Here is a 17,815-nt window from a genome sequence, read left to right as displayed (position 1 = left end):
CGTCACGGGGGAGGCGCTTATATCGAGGCCAATTGACGTGACCGCAGGAAACGAGGTCTATCCCGTCCTCCCGCTTCGGGACATTGTGGTGTTCCCGCACATGATCGTGCCGCTCTTCGTGGGGCGCGACAAGTCGGTGCGGGCCCTCGAGGACGTCATGCAGGACGACAAGAAGATCCTGCTCGTAACTCAGCGCAATGCCGCTGACGACGATCCCGCACCGGGCGACATCTACGACATCGGCACCATCGGGACGGTGTTGCAGCTGCTGAAACTGCCGGACGGCACCGTGAAGGTGCTGGTCGAGGGCGGTCAGCGCGCGAAGATCCACCGCTACACCTCCACCGTCGCCTTCTTCGAGGCCGAGGCGGAGACGATCGAAGAGGATGCCGGCGACGAACAGGAAGTCGAAGCCCTGTCCCGCGCGGTGGTCGGTCAGTTCGAGCAGTACATCAAGCTGAACAAGAAGATCCCGCCGGAAGTACTTGTTTCCGTTAACCAGATCGAGGAGCCGGCGAAGCTCGCCGATACGGTCGCCTCGCATCTGGCGCTGAAGATCTCGGACAAGCAGGAGCTGCTGGAAAGCGCCGGCGTGATGGACCGGCTGGAGCGGGTCTACGGCTTCATGGAAGGCGAGATCGGCGTTCTCCAGGTGGAGAAGCGCATCCGCACCCGCGTGAAGCGGCAGATGGAGAAGACCCAGCGCGAGTACTATCTGAATGAGCAGATGAAGGCCATTCAGAAGGAGCTGGGCGAGACCGACGACGGCCGCGACGACCTGGCCGAGCTGGAAGAGCAGATCCACAAGACGAAGCTCTCCAAGGAGGCCAAGGACAAGGCGCTGCAGGAGTTCAAGAAGCTCCGCAACATGAGCCCGATGTCCGCCGAGGCGACGGTGGTTCGCAACTACCTCGACTGGCTGGTCAACATCCCCTGGAAGAAGCGCTCCAAGGTGAAGAAGGACATCTCACACGCCGAGGTCGTGCTCGATGCCGACCATTACGGCCTGGAGAAGGTCAAGGAACGGATCCTGGAGTATCTCGCCGTGCAGGCCCGGGTCGGCAAGGTGAAGGGCCCGATCCTGTGTCTGGTCGGCCCGCCGGGCGTCGGCAAGACCTCGCTCGGCAAGTCGATCGCCAAGGCGACCGGCCGCAACTTCGTGCGCATGTCGCTCGGCGGCGTGCGGGACGAGGCGGAGATCCGCGGCCACCGGCGCACCTACATAGGGGCGCTGCCGGGCAAGGTCATCCAGGGCATGAAGAAGGCCAAGACCTCGAACCCGCTGTTCCTGCTCGACGAGATCGACAAGCTCGGCCAGGACTACCGGGGCGATCCGTCCTCGGCCCTGCTCGAGGTGCTCGATCCGGAGCAGAACAACAGCTTCCAGGACCACTATCTGGAGGTCGATTACGACCTGTCGGACGTGATGTTCGTGACCACGGCGAACACGCTGCGGATGCCGCAGCCGCTGCTCGACCGCATGGAGGTCATCCGGCTCTCGGGCTACACCGAGGACGAGAAGGTCCAGATCGCCCGCCGCCACCTGATCGAGAAGCAGATCGCCGATCACGGCCTGCGCAAGGGTGAGTGGACGATCTCCGACGAAGCCCTGTACGACCTGATCCGCTACTACACCCGCGAGGCGGGCGTGCGGAACCTGGAGCGCGAGCTGGCCAACCTGGCCCGCAAGGCGGTCAAGGAGATCGTGCAGAACGGCAAGAAGCGGGTCGCCGTCACGCCGAAGAACCTGGACAAGTACGCCGGTGTGCGCCGCTACCGCTACGGCGAGGTCGAGGAGACCGACCTGGTGGGCGTCACCACCGGTCTGGCCTGGACCGAGGTCGGCGGCGAGCTGCTGTCGATCGAGGCGCTGACCCTCCCGGGCAAGGGCAAGGTCACGTCAACCGGCAAGCTCGGCGATGTGATGAAGGAGTCGGTCCAGGCGGCCGAGTCGTTCGTGAAATCACGCTCGCTGACCTTCGGAATCCAGCCCAAGGTCATCGAATCCCGCGACATCCACGTGCACGTTCCGGAAGGGGCGACCCCGAAGGACGGTCCGTCGGCCGGCGTGGCCATGGTCACCTCCATCGTATCGGTGCTGACCGGCATTCCGGTGCGCCGCGACGTGGCGATGACCGGCGAGATCACGCTGCGCGGTCGGGTGCTGCCGATCGGCGGGTTGAAGGAGAAGCTTCTGGCCGCCCTGCGCGGTGGTCTGAAGACCGTCCTGATCCCGCGCGACAACGAGAAGGACCTCGCGGAGATTCCGGATAACGTCAAGAAGGGTATGAAGATTATCCCCGTGGGGACGGTCGACGAGGTGATCGGGCACGCCCTGACTTCGCAGCCGGTTCCGATCGACCCGGCGACCTTGGATCCGGACAAGGCGGGCATCGAAAGCCTGTCCAAACCGGCCAAGCCCGAAGGGGTCGAAGGTGTGGTAACGCACTGACATCCTTCCACTTCCCTATATGCTTCTCCGGCCGCTCACTCAGTGCAGCGGCCGGTTGCATTCAGGGGGTGAAGTGATGATCTTGCTTTGAAGTCAAGCTCGAAAACCGCAGAAAACCTTGAATTCTGGTCCTCACGAACGTTGACGGACACAGAATGAGCGGCATAGAGTCTGGGCCGCTAACGTCGCCCAGACGACGCCATTTATGATTTACCCAGCCACATTGGGGGGCTCCTAAAGTGAACAAGAATGATCTCATTGCTCAGGTCGCCGAGGCGGCCGATCTCTCCAAGTCCGACGCGGCCAAGGCTGTTGACGCAGTGTTCGACTCCATCACTGGCGTTCTGAAGTCCGGCGGGGATGTCCGTCTTGTCGGTTTTGGTACTTTCTCCGTGGCGGCCCGTGCCGCCAGCGAGGGCCGCAACCCGCGCACCGGTGAAAAGATCAGCATCCCGGCTTCCAAGCTGCCCAAGTTCAAGCCGGGCAAGGGTCTGAAGGACGCCGTCAACTAACACGGTTTCCTGGAGTACTAAGCGCCAGCCTTCCCTGGAAGGCTGGCGTTTTCTTTTCCGGCTCGCCCCCGAGCTGTGCCAAAGTCGGGGCGAAGTCGGATTATCTCTTTGGGGGCGGTTAGCTCAGCTGGGAGAGCGAGCGGTTTACACCCGCTAGGTCGGCGGTTCGAACCCGTCACCGCCCACCATCCATCCGGACAGTTTCGGGATCTTGATCAGGTTGCGGCGTCTTCCGCGGCCTTGAGCCGTTCGACCCGTTCGCGGTGCGCCGCCATGCCGAGCTCGGTGAGCCGGTACGTGCCCCGGGATACCCGCTCGAACCAGCCGTAATGGTTCTTCTGCAGGATCGCCGCCGCGCGCGCGACCCCGGCGGTGTCGCGAATCGCTTTGACCGGTTGCGGGCCGGAGGCCAGGGCCTCGGCGCAGCGAATCGCATCCTGACGATAGGCGGTGACGATCGTGCGCCGGGTCACCCCGCCCAGGTTCGGGTCGCCGACCCGCTTGGAGAACTCCGTGGCCAGCCGGTGATGCGCCTTGCGGTCGCGCCGCGGCTTGTAGGGGCGGGGATCGACCACGATCTCCACGGCGCGCTCCGGCCGGGCGGCGGGGTCCACCAGCATCAGGCCCAGTTCCAGGCGGCGGCAGAGCCGCAGCAGGGCCCGCCTGCGGCCGCGCCAGTTCTTGCGTTTGGCCGGTGTGTCGGGGGCCGGGACCGCCAGATAGACGTCGTCGCTGAGCCGCTGGCGGCTGATTCCTTGCAGGACCAGGTCGAGGGAAAAGGCGGTCTTCAACTCGACCACCAGGGGCGGGGTGTCCGGGTCGGGCAGGCGGGCGACCACGTCGCAGCCCGTCACTTCCGCCTTCACCTCATAGCCGCGCGCCTCCAGGAACCGCTTCACCGGCAGATAGAGATCGGATTCCTTCACCGTCCGGCCCCTCCGGCTCAGATCCGGGTGCGGCGCAGGATGGCGTAGTTGTACATCGTCTGCAGCTCGCCCCGGGCCGAGGGGGTGAGCCGGCCGCCCTTGATGGCGTCGGCGAGCCGGCGGATGTCCCGCTTGGCGTCGACCGAGACATTCCCGCTGGCCAGCAGCAGGTCGTACATCTGCTGCGGCGTCGCCTGACCCAGGGGCGGGGGACCGACTGTCTCCGGATCCACGGGAGCGGCGGCGTCGGCTTCCTCCGGCGCATTGGCGCGCACCGGCAGCAGCTTGCGGGGCAGCAGGATGTCGCTCCAGGCCAGCCCATGGGCGTTGAGCAGCCGGTTGATCGCCGTGGTCGCGTTCAGAACCTCGCCGTCGCTGTCGCTGCCCAGCATGTTGATCAGCTTCAGAAGGCGCTCGTAGTCGCCGGCATTCATCTGGTCCAAGGCGGCCCTCCCAGGGCGTCTTCACGCTACCTTAACAGTTTAGCGCCTTTTGCCGGGAAGGGGGACCGTGCCCGCGGGCCTCGCCGCGCCTGCGGCTCGGGGGGAACGTTGAGGCCCGGACCGGCAGGAACCCTTGGGATGCGCCAGGGCCCGATGGCCGGGCCGCAAAAACCGTCAAAAAAGCGCAGCGAGGGTTGTTGACAGCCCCCGGGGTAGCGAGTACACCACGCGCCTCGACGCCGGGCGGCACACCCTTCGAACCGCCCCGACGTCTCCCGGAGGGGGTGTAGCTCAGTTGGTTAGAGCGCTGGCCTGTCACGCCAGAGGCCGCGGGTTCGAGTCCCGTCACTCCCGCCACTCTTCGACATTGCGACGACGTCGGAAAGTTCCCCTCCCGGGGAGCTGTCGCCATGCGCGAACGGCCGTTCCGCGCGCTTAGGCCGCGCCCTGAAATCGACCAACGGCCTTCCGAAACGGGTTGCACCGCACTATAGTCCGCCGCATTGTGCGGTGCGCGACCGGACCCGGTTTCGGATCGCTGGAAAACGGCACTAAAGCCGTAGAGATAAAAGGGGACTTCCCCATGAACGCCATGTTGACCGAATACCTGCCTATCCTGGTGTTCCTGGTGATCGCGATCGGACTTTCCGCTGTCATGGTGGCGGCCTCGTTCGTCATCGGTCACCAGCGGCCCGATTCCGAAAAGCTCTCCGCCTATGAGTGCGGATTCGAGGCTTTCGATGATTCGCGCCGGCAGTTCGACGTGCGGTTCTATCTGGTCGCCATCCTGTTCATCATCTTCGACCTCGAAGTGGCCTTCCTGTTCCCCTGGGCGGTCTCGCTCGGCGATATCGGGCTGTTCGGCTTCTGGTCGATGATGGCGTTCCTCGGGGTGCTGACGATCGGATTCGTCTACGAGTGGAAGAAGGGAGCCCTGGAATGGGAGTGATGCAGTCCGACCGTCCGGTGCCGGCAGGCGCCGACCAGGACGCGGTCCTGTCCGCCGTCGGCGACGAGCTCCAGGAGAAGGGTTTCGTCGTCGCCCAGGCCGACAAGCTGTTCAACTGGGCCCGCACCGGGTCGCTGTGGCCGATGACCTTCGGTCTGGCCTGCTGCGCCGTTGAGATGATGCACACCGCGGCCAGCCGCTACGACCTGGACCGCTTCGGCATCATCTTCCGGCCGTCGCCGCGCCAGTCCGACGTGATGATCGTCGCCGGCACGCTGACCAACAAGATGGCGCCGGCCCTGCGCAAGGTCTACGACCAGATGGCCGAGCCGCGCTGGGTGATCTCGATGGGCTCCTGCGCCAATGGCGGCGGGTACTACCACTATTCCTATTCCGTCGTGCGCGGCTGCGACCGGATCGTGCCGGTCGACATCTACGTGCCGGGCTGTCCGCCGACGGCCGAGGCGCTGCTGTACGGTGTGATGCAGCTCCAGCGCAAAATCCGCCGCACGGCGACGATCGCCCGCTGATCGCGGGTTCTGGGACAAGTCGGCGGGCTGCCGCCGCTAACAGCGAGGACGGGGCGAGCGACGACATGGAGACGGCGACGCCAAATGAGACGGCTTCCGCGCTCAAGGAGCTGGCGGGCTATATCGAGGCCCAGCTCGGGAGCGACGTGAGCGAGGTGGCGATCAGCAAGGGCGAGCTTTCGCTGCGCTGCGCGTCCAACAACCTCATCAAGGTCCTGACCTTCCTGCGCGACGACACCCAGTGCCAGTTCAAGGCGCTGATGGACGTGTGCGGCGTCGACCATCCGGAGCGCGAGCCCCGGTTCGACGTGGTCTACAACCTGCTTTCGATCAGCCAGAACACGCGCGTCCGGCTGAAGACCGCGACCGACGAGAACACCCCGGTGCCGTCGGCGACCGCGGTCTTCCATTCCGCCAACTGGTGGGAGCGCGAGGCCTGGGACATGTACGGCATCTTCTTCGCCGATCACCCGGACCTGCGCCGGATCCTCACCGACTACGGGTTCGAGGGGCATCCGATGCGCAAGGACTTCCCACTGACCGGTTATGTCGAGGTCCGCTACGACGACGAGCAGAAGCGGGTCGTGTACGAGCCGGTGAAGCTGGTCCAGGAGTTCCGCAATTTCGACTTCCTGAGCCCGTGGGAAGGCGCGCAGTCGTTGCTCCCGGGCGACGAAAAGGCCGAGGAAGAGGCGGCGAGCTGATGGCCGAATCGCAGATCAAACCGCTCACCATGAATTTCGGGCCGCAGCACCCCGCGGCCCACGGCGTGCTGCGCCTGGTGCTGGAGATGGACGGCGAGGTGGTCGAGCGCGCCGATCCGCATATCGGCCTGCTGCACCGCGGCACCGAGAAGCTGATCGAGTACAAGACCTACCTTCAGGCGGTGCCGTATTTCGACCGGCTCGATTACGTCGCGCCGATGAACCAGGAGCATGCCTATGCCCTGGCCGTCGAGAAGCTGCTGGGGCTGGAGGTGCCGAAGCGCGGCCAGTACATCCGCGTGCTCTACGCCGAGATCGGCCGGCTGCTGAACCACCTGCTGAACATCACCACCTTCGCGCTCGATGTCGGCGCCATGACGCCGCTGCTCTGGGGCTTCGAGGAGCGCGAGAAGCTCATGGAGTTCTACGAGCGGGCCTCCGGCGCGCGTCTGCATGCGGCGTATTTCCGTCCCGGCGGCGTGCACCAGGATCTTCCGGCCGGCCTGCTGGAGGACATCAAGGCCTGGGCCGACAGGTTCCCGGCCTTCATCGACGACCTTGAAAGCCTGCTGACCAACAACCGGATCTTCAAGCAGCGCACCGTGGATATCGGCGTGGTGACCCGCGCCGAGGCCCTGGATCTGGGCTTCTCCGGTCCGGTGCTGCGCGGGGCGGGGGCGGCCTGGGATCTGCGCACGGCGCAGCCGTACGATTCCTACGAGGATTTCGACTTCGACATCCCCATCGGCAAGACCGGCGACTGTTATGCGCGCTACCTGGTCCGCATCGAGGAGATGCGCCAGTCGCTGAAGATCATCCACCAGGCCATCGAGAAGATGCCGGACGGGCCGGTCAAGGCGCTGGACCGCAAGGTGACGCCGCCGAAACGCGGCGAGATGAAGCGCTCGATGGAAGCGCTGATCCACCACTTCAAGCTCTATACCGAGGGCTATCACGTCCCCGCCGGCGAGACCTACACGGCGGTCGAGGCGCCGAAGGGCGAGTTCGGCGTGTTCCTGATGTCCGACGGATCCAACAAACCGTATCGCTGCAAGATCCGCGCGCCGGGGTTCGCCTTCCTGGCCGCTATGGACTTCCTGGGACGCGGACACATGCTGGCGGACACGGTGGCGATCATCGGATCGCTGGACATCGTGTTCGGGGAGATCGACCGATGAGCACCAAACCGATCGCCGAGGCCCATCTCCAGCCGGACAGCTTCGAGTGGACTGCGGAGAGCAAGGCCACGATCGAGGAGATCGTCGCCAAGTACCCCGCCGGTCGCCAGGCCAGCGCGGTGATCCCGCTGCTCGACCTGGCCCAGCGCCAGCACGACAACTGGATCCCGCTGAAGGCGATGGACACCATCGCCGCCACGCTGGACATGCCGCGTATCCGGGTGATGGAGGTCGCGACCTTCTACACGATGTTCAACCTCGCCCCGGTGGGGAAGTGGTTCCTGCAGGCCTGCACCACGACCCCGTGCTGGCTGCGCGGGTCGGACGACGTGATGCGCTGCATCAAGGACAAGCTCGGCCTGTCGAAGAACTACACCACCACGGCGGACGGTCAGTTCACCCTGCTCGAGGTCGAGTGCCTCGGTGTCTGCGCCAACGCGCCGGTCGTGCAGGTGAACGACGATGTCTACGAGGACCTGGACTACGAGCTGACGGCGAAGCTGATCGACGACCTGAAGGCCGGCAAGGCCCCCGAGGTCGGTTCGATGCTGGGCCGCAAGGGCTCGATGTCCAAGGACGGTCCGACCTCGCTGGTCTCGCTGAAGGACAGCGACGGGGTACCGCCCTGGTTCGCCGAGAAACAGGCCTCTGCCGGCGGAGACGACTGAGATGCTGAAGGACGACGATCGCATCTTCACCAACCTCTACGGTTGGTTCGACCCGAGCCTTGCCGGCGCGCGCAAGCGCGGCGACTGGTCCAACACCAAGGAGATCCTGTCGATGTCCCCGGAGGACGTCGTCGAGGTGATCAAGGCCTCCGGCCTGCGCGGTCGCGGCGGCGCGGGTTTCCCGACCGGCCTGAAGTGGTCCTTCATGCCGAAGGAGGTGAAGGACAAGCCGCATTACCTCGTGGTCAACGCCGACGAGTCGGAGCCCGGCACCTGCAAGGACCGGGAGATCATGCGCCACGATCCGCACAAGCTGATCGAAGGCTGCGTGGTCGGCGGCTACGCCATGCGGGCCAAGGCCGCCTACATCTATATCCGCGGCGAGTTCTACAACGAGGCCGTGGCCCTGCAGCGCGCCATCGACGAGGCGTATGACGCCGGTCTGATCGGCAAGAACGCCTGCGGCTCGGGCTACGATTTCGACGTGGTCCTGCACCGCGGCGCCGGCGCCTATATCTGCGGCGAGGAGACCGCGCTGCTGGAGTCGCTGGAGGGCAAGAAGGGCCAGCCGCGCCTGAAGCCGCCGTTCCCGGCCGGCGTCGGCCTGTACGGCTGCCCGACCACGGTGAACAACGTCGAGTCGATCGCGGTCACGCCGACGATCATGCGGCGCGGGGCCGAGTGGTTCGCCGCCATCGGCCGGCCGAAGAATTCCGGGCCGAAGATCTTCTCGATCTCCGGCCACGTGAACAATCCGTGCAACGTCGAGGAAGAGCTCGGCATTCCGCTCAAGGAACTCATCGAGAAGCATGCCGGTGGTGTGATCGGCGGCTGGGACAACCTGCTGGCGGTGATCCCGGGCGGCTCCTCGGTGCCGCTGATGCCGAAATCGACCTGCGACGAGATCCTCATGGACTTCGATTCGCTGCGCGAGGTCCGTTCGGGCCTCGGCACCGCGGCGGTCATCGTCATGAACAAGCAGACCGACGTGGTGAAGGCGATCGCCCGGCTGAGCGCCTTCTACAAGCATGAGAGCTGCGGCCAGTGCACCCCGTGCCGCGAGGGCACCGGCTGGATGTACCGGGTGATGGAGCGCATGGTCCGCGGCGAGGCGGATGTCGACGAGATCGACACGCTGGAGGAGGTGACCCGCCAGGTGGAGGGTCACACGATCTGCGCATTGGGTGACGCGGCCGCGTGGCCGATCCAGGGCCTGATCCGGCATTTCCGCCCGGAGATGGAACGTCGGATCGCGGCGCATAAGGCGGGCGAGCCGGTGACGGCGACCGCCCAGGCCGCCGAGTAACGGCCAGGAACGGTCGGGAGAGAGGGCACGATGCCGAAGCTGACAGTCGACGGAATTGAGGTCGAGGTCCCCCAGGGAGCCACCGTTCTGCAGGCCTGCGAGGCCGCGGGCGCCGAGGTGCCGCGCTTCTGCTTCCACGACCGCCTGTCGGTCGCGGGCAACTGCCGCATGTGCCTGGTGGAGATGGAGAAGGCGCCGAAGCCGATCGCGTCCTGCGCCTTTCCGGCCGGCGACGGCATGGTGATCCACACCCAGTCCGACGTCGCCCGCAAGGCCCAGAAGGGCACGATGGAATTCCTGCTGATCAACCACCCGCTGGATTGCCCGATCTGCGACCAGGGCGGCGAGTGCGACCTGCAGGACCAGGCCATGGGCTACGGCTACCACTCGACGCGCTACGACGAGAACAAGCGCGCGGTGACCGACAAGTACATGGGCCCGCTGGTCAAGACGATCATGACCCGCTGCATCCACTGCACCCGCTGCGTGCGGTTCTCGACCGAGATCGCCGGCGTGACCGACATGGGCATGCTGAACCGCGGCGAGGACGCCGAGATCACCACCTATCTGGAGAAGGCGCTCGACAGCGAGCTGTCGGCCAACGTGATCGACCTGTGCCCGGTCGGCGCGCTGACCTCCAAGCCCTACGCCTTCGTCGCCCGCCCGTGGGAGCTGAAGAAGACCGAGAGCGTCGACGTGATGGACGCGGTCGGCTCCAACATCCGGGTCGACGCCCGCGGCGCCGAAGTGCTGCGCGTGCTGCCGCGGCTGCATGAGGACGTCAACGAGGAGTGGATCTCCGACAAGACCCGCTATGCCTGCGACGGCCTGAAGCGCCAGCGCCTGGACCGGCCGTATGTGCGCAAGGACGGCAAGCTGCAGCCGGCGAGCTGGCCGGAGGCCTTCGCCGCCGTGGCCGGTGCGATGAAGGGGCTGAAGGGCGACCAGATGGCCGCCATCGCCGGCGACACCGTGGATGCCGAGTCGATGTACGCGTTGAAGCGCCTGATGGGCGATCTGGGCAGCGCCAATATCGACTGCCGCCAGGACGGCGCGAAGATCGGCGGGGGTGCCCGCTCGGGCCACCTGTTCAACACCACGATCGCCGGGATCGAGGAGGCCGACGCAATCCTGCTGGTCGGCACCAACCCGCGCTGGGAAGCGGCGCTGGTCAATGCCCGCATCCGCAAGCGCTGGATGGCGGCGCCGGTCGCCATCGGCCTGATCGGCGCGCCGGTCGACCTGACCTACGATTACGAGCATCTGGGTGCGGGGCCGAAGACCCTGGCCGAGGTCGCCGACGGCAGCCACGCCTTCGCCAAGGTGCTGAAGGATGCCAAGCGGCCGATGATCGTCGTCGGCATGGGCGCGCTGACCCGCGAGGACGGTGCCGCCGTGCTCGCCGCCGCCCGCAAGATCGCCGACGACACCGGCATGGTGATCGCCGCCTCCAAGGACGACGAGGGTACCGAGATCCCGGCCTGGAACGGTTTCAACGTCCTGCACACCGCCGCCTCGCGGGTCGCGGGCCTGGACATGGGCTTCCTGCCGGGCGAGGGCGGCCGCGACGTGGCCGGCATCGTCGAGGGTGCCAAGTCGGGCGCGGTGAAGCTGGTCTATCTGCTGGCCGCCGACGAGGTGGCGAGCGAGTTCGGCGACGCCTTCGTGATCTATCAGGGCCATCACGGCGACAACGGTGCCCATGGCGCCGACGTGATCCTGCCGGGGGCCGCCTATACCGAGAAGGACGGGCTCTACGCCAATACCGAGGGCCGGATCCAGATGGGCGTGGCCGCGACCTTCCCGCCGGGCGAGGCGCGCGAGGATTGGAAGATCCTGCGGGCGCTGTCCGAGGCGGTCGGCAAGACGCTGCCCTTCACCACGCTGGAGGACGTCCGCGTGGCCCTGCGCAATGATTTCCCGACCTTCGCCGCGATCGACACGATCGAGCCGGCGGAATGGGGACCGTTCGGCGCCGCCGGCGCGACCGACGACACGCCGTTTGCGTATCCGGTCGATAACTTCTACATGACCGACCCGATCAGCCGCGCGTCGAAGACGATGGCCGAGTGCACGGAAGCCTTCGTGCTGCCGAAGCGCGCCGGCGCGGCGACCGGAACGGACGGATGAGCGGCGGGGCAGGGCGCGGGTAATGGAGTTCATCGATACATACGTGATCCCGGGCGCGATCATCGTCGCCCAGATCATGGCCTTGGTGGTGCCGCTGCTGGTGGCGGTGGCCTACCTGACCTTCTTCGAACGCAAGGTGATCGGCGCGATCCAGCTGCGCAAAGGGCCGAACGTGGTCGGGCCGTTCGGCCTGTTCCAGCCGTTCGCCGACGCGCTGAAGCTGCTGTCGAAGGAGACCATCCTGCCGGCGGGCGCCAACAAGATCATCTTCCTGCTGGCCCCGATGCTGACCTTCATCCTCAGCCTGATCGCCTGGGCGGTGATCCCGTTCGACAAGGGAATGGTGCTGGCCGACATCAATGTCGGCGTGCTGTATCTGTTCGCGATCAGTTCGCTGGGCGTCTACGGCGTCATCATGTCGGGCTGGGCCTCGAACTCGAAATACGCCTTCCTCGGCGCCCTGCGCTCGGCGGCGCAGATGGTGTCCTACGAGGTCTCCATCGGCTTCGTGATCATCACCGTGCTGCTCTGCGTCGGCTCGCTGAACCTGACCGCCATCGTCGAGGCGCAGCGCACCGTGTGGTTCGCGATCCCGCTGCTGCCGATGTTCGTGGTGTTCTTCATCTCCGCGCTGGCGGAGACCAACCGGGCGCCGTTCGACCTGCCGGAAGGCGAGTCGGAGCTGGTCGCCGGTTACTTCGTCGAATATTCGTCGATGAGCTTCGCGCTGTTCTTCCTCGGCGAATACGCCAACATGATCCTGATGAGCGGCATCACCGTGGTGCTGTTCCTGGGCGGCTGGCTGGCACCGTTCGACATCGCCCCGTTCAACTGGGTCCCGGGACCGATCTGGTTCATCCTGAAGATCTCCCTGGTCCTGTTCGTCTTCTTGTGGGTCCGCGCCACGTTCCCGCGCTATCGCTACGACCAGCTCATGCGTCTCGGTTGGAAGGTCTTCCTGCCGCTGTCGCTGCTGTGGGTGGTGATCACGGCCGGCGTGCTGGTGACCTTCGACTGGGTTCCGTGAGGAAAGGAAGAGGCTGAGCCATGGCTTCCGTCCAATACCGCGCCAAGAGCATGCTGCTGACCGAGCTGGTCGGCGGGCTGGCGCTGACGCTGAAGTACTTCTTCCGTCCCAAGGTGACGCTGAACTACCCCTATGAGAAGGGGCCGCTCAGCCCGCGCTTCCGGGGCGAGCACGCGCTGCGCCGCTATCCGAACGGCGAGGAGCGTTGCATCGCGTGCAAGCTGTGCGAGGCGATCTGCCCGGCCCAGGCCATCACCATCGAGGCCGAGCCGCGCGCCGACGGGTCGCGCCGCACGACGCGCTACGACATCGACATGACGAAGTGCATCTACTGCGGCTTCTGCCAGGAAGCCTGCCCGGTGGACGCCATCGTCGAGGGACCGAATTTCGAATTCTCGACGGAGACCCGCGAGGAGCTGTTCTACAACAAGGACAGGCTGCTCGCGAACGGCGACCGCTGGGAAGTCGAGATCAGCCGGAACCTGACGGCCGATGCGCCCTATCGCTGACGGCGCATCGCATAGCTTAGGTATCGGTTTAGAAATACGGGATAACCGGTTGAATTTAATCGGTGACGGGTCGAAAGACCGGGGAAAGGGATCGGCATGGCTCTACAGGCCTTAGTCTTCTACCTGTTCGCCTTCGTGGCGGTCGCATCGGGCGTGATGGTCGTCACATCGCGCAATCCGGTGCATTCGGTGCTGTTCCTGATCCTGGCCTTCTTCAATGCCGCCGGTCTCTTCGTCCTGATGGGCGCGGAGTTCCTGGCGATGATCCTGGTCGTCGTCTATGTCGGCGCCGTCGCGGTGCTGTTCCTGTTCGTGGTGATGATGCTCGACATCAACTTCGTCGAGCTGCGCCAGGGCTTCGCGCGCTACCTGCCGATCGGCGGCCTGATCGGCCTGGTGCTGCTGGCCGAGCTGATCTTGATCGTCGGCGTGTGGAGCTTCGCGCCTGAGGTCGCCGTCGTGGCCGCCTCGCCGATCCCGCAGGATGTCACCAACACCGAGGCGCTCGGCCAGGTGATCTACACCCACTACGTCCTGGCCTTCCAGACCGCCGGCATCGTGCTGCTGGTCGCCATGATCGGCGCCATCGTGCTGACCCTGCGCCAGCGTCCCGGCGTCAAGCGCCAGTCGATCGACAAGCAGAACCTGCGCCGTCCGGAGGATGTCGTCGAGGTCGTCAAGGTGACCCGCGGGGGAGGGGTCTGAGATGGAAATCGCTCTGGGCCATTACCTCACGGTCGCCGCGATCCTGTTCACCCTGGGAATCTTCGGCATTTTCCTGAACCGGAAGAACGTGATCATCATCCTGATGTCGGTCGAGCTCATGCTGCTGGCCGTCAACATCAACTTCGTGGCGTTCTCGACGCATCTCGGCGACCTGGTGGGCCAGGTCTTCGCGGTGTTCGTGCTGACGGTCGCCGCGGCCGAGGCGGCCATCGGCCTTGCCATCCTTGTGGTGTTCTTCCGCAACCGCGGCTCCATCGCGGTCGACGACATCAATCTGATGAAGGGCTGAGCCGATGTACGCCGCCATCGTCTTTCTTCCGCTCATCGGCGCCCTGATCGCCGGCTTCGGGAACAAGAAACTGGGGGACCGCGGCGCGCAGATCGTGACCTGCGGCGCCATGCTCACCTCCGCGGTCCTCGGCATCGTCGCCTTCTGGGAAGTCGCCCTGCAGGGCAACGCCCAGACCGTGGAGCTCTTCACCTGGATCGACAGCGGCAGCTTCGAGGCGAGCTGGGCGCTGCGCTGGGACACGCTGACCGCCGTCATGGTGATCGTGGTCACCGTCGTGTCGTCCTGCGTCCACGTCTATTCCGTCGGCTATATGAGCCACGATCCGTCGATCCCGCGGTTCATGGCGTATCTGTCGTTCTTCACCTTCGCCATGCTGATGCTGGTGACCTCGGACAACCTGATCCAGATGTTCTTCGGCTGGGAGGGTGTGGGTGTCGCCTCGTATCTGCTGATCGGCTTCTGGTACGACCGGCCCTCGGCCAACGCCGCCGCGATCAAGGCCTTCGTGGTCAACCGCGTCGGCGATTTCGGCTTCGCGCTCGGCATCTTCGGCTGCTTCCTGCTGTTCGACGCGGTGAGTTTCGACGCGATCTTCGCCGCCGCCCCGGAAATGGCCGGCACCACCTTCGGCTTCCTGTGGTGGGAGGAGGTCGACGCCCTGACGGTGATCGCCATCCTGCTGTTTATCGGCGCCATGGGTAAGTCGGCCCAGCTCGGCCTGCACACCTGGCTGCCGGACGCCATGGAAGGCCCGACCCCTGTCTCCGCCCTGATCCACGCCGCCACCATGGTGACCGCCGGCGTGTTCCTGGTCGCGCGCATGTCGCCGCTGTTCGAATACGCCCCGACCGCCCTGGTCGTCGTCACCGTCGTCGGTGCTGCCACCGCCTTCTTCGCGGCGACGGTCGGCACCACCCAGAACGACATCAAGCGGGTCATCGCCTATTCGACCTGTTCGCAGCTCGGCTACATGTTCTTCGCGCTCGGCGTGTCGGCCTATCCGGCGGCGATCTTCCACCTGATGACCCACGCCTTCTTCAAGGCGCTGCTGTTCCTGTCGGCCGGTTCAGTGATCCACGCCCTGCACGACGAGCAGGACATGCGCAACATGGGCGGCATCTGGCGCAAGATCCCCTGGACCTACGCCATGTTCTGGATCGGCTCCCTGGCGCTGGCCGGTATCCCGTTCTTCGCCGGCTACTACTCCAAGGACATGATCCTGGAGTCCGCCTTCGCGGCCCATACCGGGGCCGGGCAGTTCGCCTTCTGGGCCGGCATCGTCGCCGCCCTGCTGACCGCGTTCTATTCCTGGCGCCTGCTGTTCATGACCTTCCACGGCAAGCCGCGGATGGATCAGCACACCTTCGACCATGCCCATGAGTCGCCGCCGGTCATGCTGGTTCCGCTGATCGTGCTGGCGATCGGCGCGGTGTTCAGCGGCTTCATCGGCTACGAGTATTTCGTCGGCCACGAGATGGACGCGTTCTGGGGCTCGGCCATCAAGGTGCTGGAAGAGAACAACGTGATCGAGGCGGCGCATCACTCGCCGACCTGGGTCAAGCTGCTGCCCCTGGTGGTCGGCGTCATCGGCATCGGCGCGGCCTATGTGGCCTACATCCTGAACCCGGGCATCCCGGCGAAGGTCACCAGCGCGATCCGTCCGGTCTACCTGTTCCTGCTGAACAAGTGGTACTTCGACGAGCTTTACGACTGGCTGTTCGTCAAGCGCTCCTGGCAGGCCGGCCTGATGTTCTGGAAGACCGGCGACGGCACCATCATCAACGGGTTCGGTCCGGACGGCGTGAGCGCCATGACGCGCTGGTGCGCGGGGCAGGTGGCCCGACTGCAGACCGGTTACCTCTATCACTACGCATTCGCCATGCTGATCGGTGTCGTGGCGCTGGTCTCCTGGTACCTGGCCTTCGGGGGTTGAGCTGATGCTCGAACAATGGCTTCTGACGATCGTGACGTTCGGCCCCCTGCTCGGGGTGGCGTTCATTCTGACGGTCCGCGGCACCCCGGAGCAGGTCGCGAGCTCTTCGCGCTGGCTGGCCCTGGTGGCGTCGGGCTCGGTGTTTCTGATCTCGCTGCTGATCCTGACCTATTTCGATCCCCAGTCGGCTGAGTTCCAGCTGGTCCAGAAGGTCGACTGGATCCCGGGCTCGTCGATCGCCTATCACATGGGCGTGGACGGCATCTCGGTCTGGTTCGTGCTGCTGTCGACCCTGCTGACGCCGATCTGCATCCTGGCGAGCTGGGAAGCGGTGCAGAAGCGGGTGCGCGAGTACATGATCGCCTTCCTGGTCCTTGAGACCATGATGGTGGGCATGTTCTGCGCCCTGGACATCTTCCTGTTCTACATCTTCTTCGAAGCCGTCCTGATCCCGATGTTCCTGATCATCGGCGTGTGGGGCGGGGCGCGTCGGGTCTACGCGGCCTTCAAGTTCTTCCTGTACACGCTGGCCGGCTCCGTCCTGATGATGCTGGCGATCCTGGCGATGTACTGGCAGGCCGGCACCACCGACATCCCGACGCTGATGGCGACCCGCTTCCTGCCGGAGCTGCAGACCTGGCTGTGGCTGGCCTTCTTCGCCTCCTTCGCGGTGAAGGTACCGATGTGGCCGGTGCATACCTGGCTGCCGGACGCCCACGTGGAGGCGCCGACCGCCGGCTCCGTCATCCTGGCCGGCGTGCTGCTGAAGATGGGCGGTTACGGCTTCCTGCGCTTCTCGATCCCGATGTTCCCGGAGGCCTCGGCCGATTTCGCGCCGCTGGTCTACACGCTGAGCGTGGTGGCGGTGATCTACACCTCGCTGGTGGCGCTGGTGCAGCAGGACATGAAGAAGCTGATCGCCTATTCGTCGGTCGCCCATATGGGCTTCGTGACCGTCGGCATGTTCACCATGACCACCCAGGGCGTCGAGGGCTCGATCTTCCAGATGCTGTCCCACGGCATCGTGTCGGGCGCGCTGTTCCTGTGCGTCGGCGTGGTCTACGACCGCATGCACACCCGCGAGATCGACGCCTATGGCGGTCTGGCGCAGAACATGCCGCGCTACGCCCTGATCTTCATGCTGTTCATGATGGCCTCGGTCGGCCTGCCGGGTACCTCGGGCTTCGTCGGCGAGCTGCTGATCCTGGCCGGCGCCTTCCAGGTCAACACCTGGCTCGCGGCCTTCACGGCGACCGGCCTGATCCTGGGCGCGGCCTACATGCTCTACCTCTACCGCCGGGTCATCTTCGGCAAGCTGGAGAAGGAGCAGCTCAAGGCGCTGCTGGATCTCAGCCCGCGGGAGATCGCGGTCTTCGCGCCGCTGGTCATCCTGGTGCTGTGGATGGGCATCTATCCTTCGACCTTCACCGACCTGATGTCGGCCTCGGTGGAGAACCTGATCACGAATTACAAGGTGGCGCTCGGCGAAGCCGGCACCGCCCTGGCGGCCCGTTAAGACGGCCGGGAGCA

At 65.4% G+C, this 17,815-nt stretch carries 17 protein-coding genes and 2 tRNA genes; 17 read left to right on the top strand and 2 right to left on the bottom strand.

The features are described 5' to 3' along the window. Window positions 1–37 precede the first annotated feature (37 nt). The 3 genes from lon (at window position 38) to G578_RS0114880 (ending at window position 3,152) form a co-directional block, all read left to right on the top strand. Window positions 38–2,452 (top strand): endopeptidase La, encoded by a 2,415-nt coding sequence (lon, locus tag G578_RS0114890; RefSeq protein WP_028794909.1) that lies wholly within the window; start codon window positions 38–40, stop codon window positions 2,450–2,452. Window positions 2,453–2,691: 239 nt separating this feature from the next. Then, on the top strand, window positions 2,692–2,964 hold the full coding sequence (locus tag G578_RS0114885) for an HU family DNA-binding protein (protein WP_028794908.1): 273 nt from the start codon (window positions 2,692–2,694) through the stop codon (window positions 2,962–2,964). 112 nt (window positions 2,965–3,076) lie between these two features. Beyond that, window positions 3,077–3,152, top strand: a tRNA-Val gene (locus G578_RS0114880). 27 nt (window positions 3,153–3,179) lie between these two features. Here G578_RS0114880 and G578_RS26510 read toward each other — a convergent pair. Together G578_RS26510 and G578_RS29900 are read right to left on the bottom strand one after the other, a co-directional pair. Beyond that, window positions 3,180–3,890 carry a DUF2161 family putative PD-(D/E)XK-type phosphodiesterase gene (locus G578_RS26510; RefSeq protein WP_051244820.1) on the bottom strand — a complete coding sequence of 237 codons (711 nt, stop codon included), beginning with the start codon at window positions 3,888–3,890 and terminating at the stop codon, window positions 3,180–3,182. A 17-nt stretch (window positions 3,891–3,907) separates the two neighbouring features. Continuing rightward, complete coding sequence (locus G578_RS29900) at window positions 3,908–4,333, bottom strand: hypothetical protein (RefSeq protein ID WP_051244819.1); 426 nt, start codon at window positions 4,331–4,333, stop codon at window positions 3,908–3,910. Window positions 4,334–4,613: 280 nt separating this feature from the next. On the opposite strand from G578_RS29900, the gene G578_RS0114870 reads away from it, so the two are divergent. The 14 genes from G578_RS0114870 (at window position 4,614) to G578_RS0114805 (ending at window position 17,801) form a co-directional block, all read left to right on the top strand. After that, window positions 4,614–4,690: transfer RNA gene (locus tag G578_RS0114870), tRNA-Asp, on the top strand. A 226-nt stretch (window positions 4,691–4,916) separates the two neighbouring features. Further along, window positions 4,917–5,282 carry an NADH-quinone oxidoreductase subunit A gene (locus G578_RS0114865; RefSeq protein WP_028794907.1) on the top strand — a complete coding sequence of 122 codons (366 nt, stop codon included), beginning with the start codon at window positions 4,917–4,919 and terminating at the stop codon, window positions 5,280–5,282. Beyond that, window positions 5,273–5,812: a NuoB/complex I 20 kDa subunit family protein gene (locus G578_RS0114860; protein ID WP_028794906.1), complete on the top strand. Its 540-nt coding sequence runs from the start codon at window positions 5,273–5,275 to the stop codon at window positions 5,810–5,812. The genes G578_RS0114865 and G578_RS0114860 overlap by 10 nt, the downstream gene beginning before the upstream one ends. A gap of 65 nt (window positions 5,813–5,877) precedes the next feature. Then, the gene (locus tag G578_RS0114855; RefSeq protein WP_028794905.1) at window positions 5,878–6,516 is read left to right on the top strand and encodes an NADH-quinone oxidoreductase subunit C; all 639 of its coding nucleotides are present in this window, start codon (window positions 5,878–5,880) and stop codon (window positions 6,514–6,516) included. Further along, a complete protein-coding gene (locus G578_RS0114850; protein WP_028794904.1) occupies window positions 6,516–7,694 on the top strand; it encodes an NADH-quinone oxidoreductase subunit D in 1,179 nt (392 codons plus the stop codon). Before G578_RS0114855 ends, G578_RS0114850 begins: the two co-directional genes overlap by 1 nt. Then, entirely contained in the window at window positions 7,691–8,362 is a 672-nt protein-coding gene (locus G578_RS0114845) for a complex I 24 kDa subunit family protein (RefSeq protein ID WP_028794903.1), read from the top strand. Before G578_RS0114850 ends, G578_RS0114845 begins: the two co-directional genes overlap by 4 nt. Before the next feature lies 1 nt (window position 8,363). Further along, a complete protein-coding gene (gene nuoF / locus G578_RS0114840) occupies window positions 8,364–9,668 on the top strand; it encodes an NADH-quinone oxidoreductase subunit NuoF (RefSeq protein WP_028794902.1) in 1,305 nt (434 codons plus the stop codon). Window positions 9,669–9,698: 30 nt separating this feature from the next. Continuing rightward, on the top strand, window positions 9,699–11,798 hold the full coding sequence (gene nuoG, locus G578_RS0114835) for an NADH-quinone oxidoreductase subunit NuoG (protein ID WP_028794901.1): 2,100 nt from the start codon (window positions 9,699–9,701) through the stop codon (window positions 11,796–11,798). 22 nt (window positions 11,799–11,820) lie between these two features. Further along, window positions 11,821–12,825, top strand: a complete 1,005-nt coding sequence (nuoH, locus tag G578_RS0114830) for an NADH-quinone oxidoreductase subunit NuoH (protein ID WP_028794900.1) — start codon at window positions 11,821–11,823, stop codon at window positions 12,823–12,825. A 20-nt stretch (window positions 12,826–12,845) separates the two neighbouring features. Continuing rightward, window positions 12,846–13,334, top strand: coding sequence for an NADH-quinone oxidoreductase subunit NuoI (gene nuoI / locus G578_RS0114825; RefSeq protein ID WP_028794899.1), 489 nt, complete (start codon window positions 12,846–12,848; stop codon window positions 13,332–13,334). 96 nt (window positions 13,335–13,430) lie between these two features. Continuing rightward, on the top strand, window positions 13,431–14,039 hold the full coding sequence (locus G578_RS0114820; RefSeq protein WP_028794898.1) for an NADH-quinone oxidoreductase subunit J: 609 nt from the start codon (window positions 13,431–13,433) through the stop codon (window positions 14,037–14,039). 1 nt (window position 14,040) lies between these two features. After that, a complete protein-coding gene (gene nuoK / locus G578_RS0114815; RefSeq protein WP_028794897.1) occupies window positions 14,041–14,349 on the top strand; it encodes an NADH-quinone oxidoreductase subunit NuoK in 309 nt (102 codons plus the stop codon). Window positions 14,350–14,353: 4 nt separating this feature from the next. Continuing rightward, window positions 14,354–16,285 carry an NADH-quinone oxidoreductase subunit L gene (gene nuoL, locus G578_RS0114810; protein ID WP_028794896.1) on the top strand — a complete coding sequence of 644 codons (1,932 nt, stop codon included), beginning with the start codon at window positions 14,354–14,356 and terminating at the stop codon, window positions 16,283–16,285. A 4-nt stretch (window positions 16,286–16,289) separates the two neighbouring features. Next, the gene (locus G578_RS0114805) at window positions 16,290–17,801 is read left to right on the top strand and encodes an NADH-quinone oxidoreductase subunit M (RefSeq protein ID WP_028794895.1); all 1,512 of its coding nucleotides are present in this window, start codon (window positions 16,290–16,292) and stop codon (window positions 17,799–17,801) included. Window positions 17,802–17,815: the final 14 nt, after the last annotated feature.

Origin of the sequence: Thalassobaculum salexigens DSM 19539, from assembly GCF_000423805.1 — a bacterium.
GTDB classification, from domain to species: Bacteria; Pseudomonadota; Alphaproteobacteria; order Thalassobaculales; family Thalassobaculaceae; genus Thalassobaculum; species Thalassobaculum litoreum.
The sequence above is the reverse complement of the archived record's forward strand: the minus strand, read 5'-3'. Positions and strand labels throughout refer to the sequence as shown.

What these genes read in the sequence shown, in the direction of transcription:
- G578_RS0114865 (WP_028794907.1), top strand. Translation starts at nt 4,917, where the DNA reads ATGAACGCCATGTTGACCGAATACCTGCCTATCCTGGTGTTCCTGGTG.
- G578_RS0114860 (WP_028794906.1), top strand. Translation starts at nt 5,273, where the DNA reads ATGGGAGTGATGCAGTCCGACCGTCCGGTGCCGGCAGGCGCCGACCAG.
- G578_RS0114855 (WP_028794905.1), top strand. Translation starts at nt 5,878, where the DNA reads ATGGAGACGGCGACGCCAAATGAGACGGCTTCCGCGCTCAAGGAGCTG.
- G578_RS0114850 (WP_028794904.1), top strand. Translation starts at nt 6,516, where the DNA reads ATGGCCGAATCGCAGATCAAACCGCTCACCATGAATTTCGGGCCGCAG.
- G578_RS0114845 (WP_028794903.1), top strand. Translation starts at nt 7,691, where the DNA reads ATGAGCACCAAACCGATCGCCGAGGCCCATCTCCAGCCGGACAGCTTC.
- nuoF (WP_028794902.1), top strand. Translation starts at nt 8,364, where the DNA reads ATGCTGAAGGACGACGATCGCATCTTCACCAACCTCTACGGTTGGTTC.
- nuoG (WP_028794901.1), top strand. Translation starts at nt 9,699, where the DNA reads ATGCCGAAGCTGACAGTCGACGGAATTGAGGTCGAGGTCCCCCAGGGA.
- nuoH (WP_028794900.1), top strand. Translation starts at nt 11,821, where the DNA reads ATGGAGTTCATCGATACATACGTGATCCCGGGCGCGATCATCGTCGCC.
- nuoI (WP_028794899.1), top strand. Translation starts at nt 12,846, where the DNA reads ATGGCTTCCGTCCAATACCGCGCCAAGAGCATGCTGCTGACCGAGCTG.
- G578_RS0114820 (WP_028794898.1), top strand. Translation starts at nt 13,431, where the DNA reads ATGGCTCTACAGGCCTTAGTCTTCTACCTGTTCGCCTTCGTGGCGGTC.
- nuoK (WP_028794897.1), top strand. Translation starts at nt 14,041, where the DNA reads ATGGAAATCGCTCTGGGCCATTACCTCACGGTCGCCGCGATCCTGTTC.
- nuoL (WP_028794896.1), top strand. Translation starts at nt 14,354, where the DNA reads ATGTACGCCGCCATCGTCTTTCTTCCGCTCATCGGCGCCCTGATCGCC.
- G578_RS0114805 (WP_028794895.1), top strand. Translation starts at nt 16,290, where the DNA reads ATGCTCGAACAATGGCTTCTGACGATCGTGACGTTCGGCCCCCTGCTC.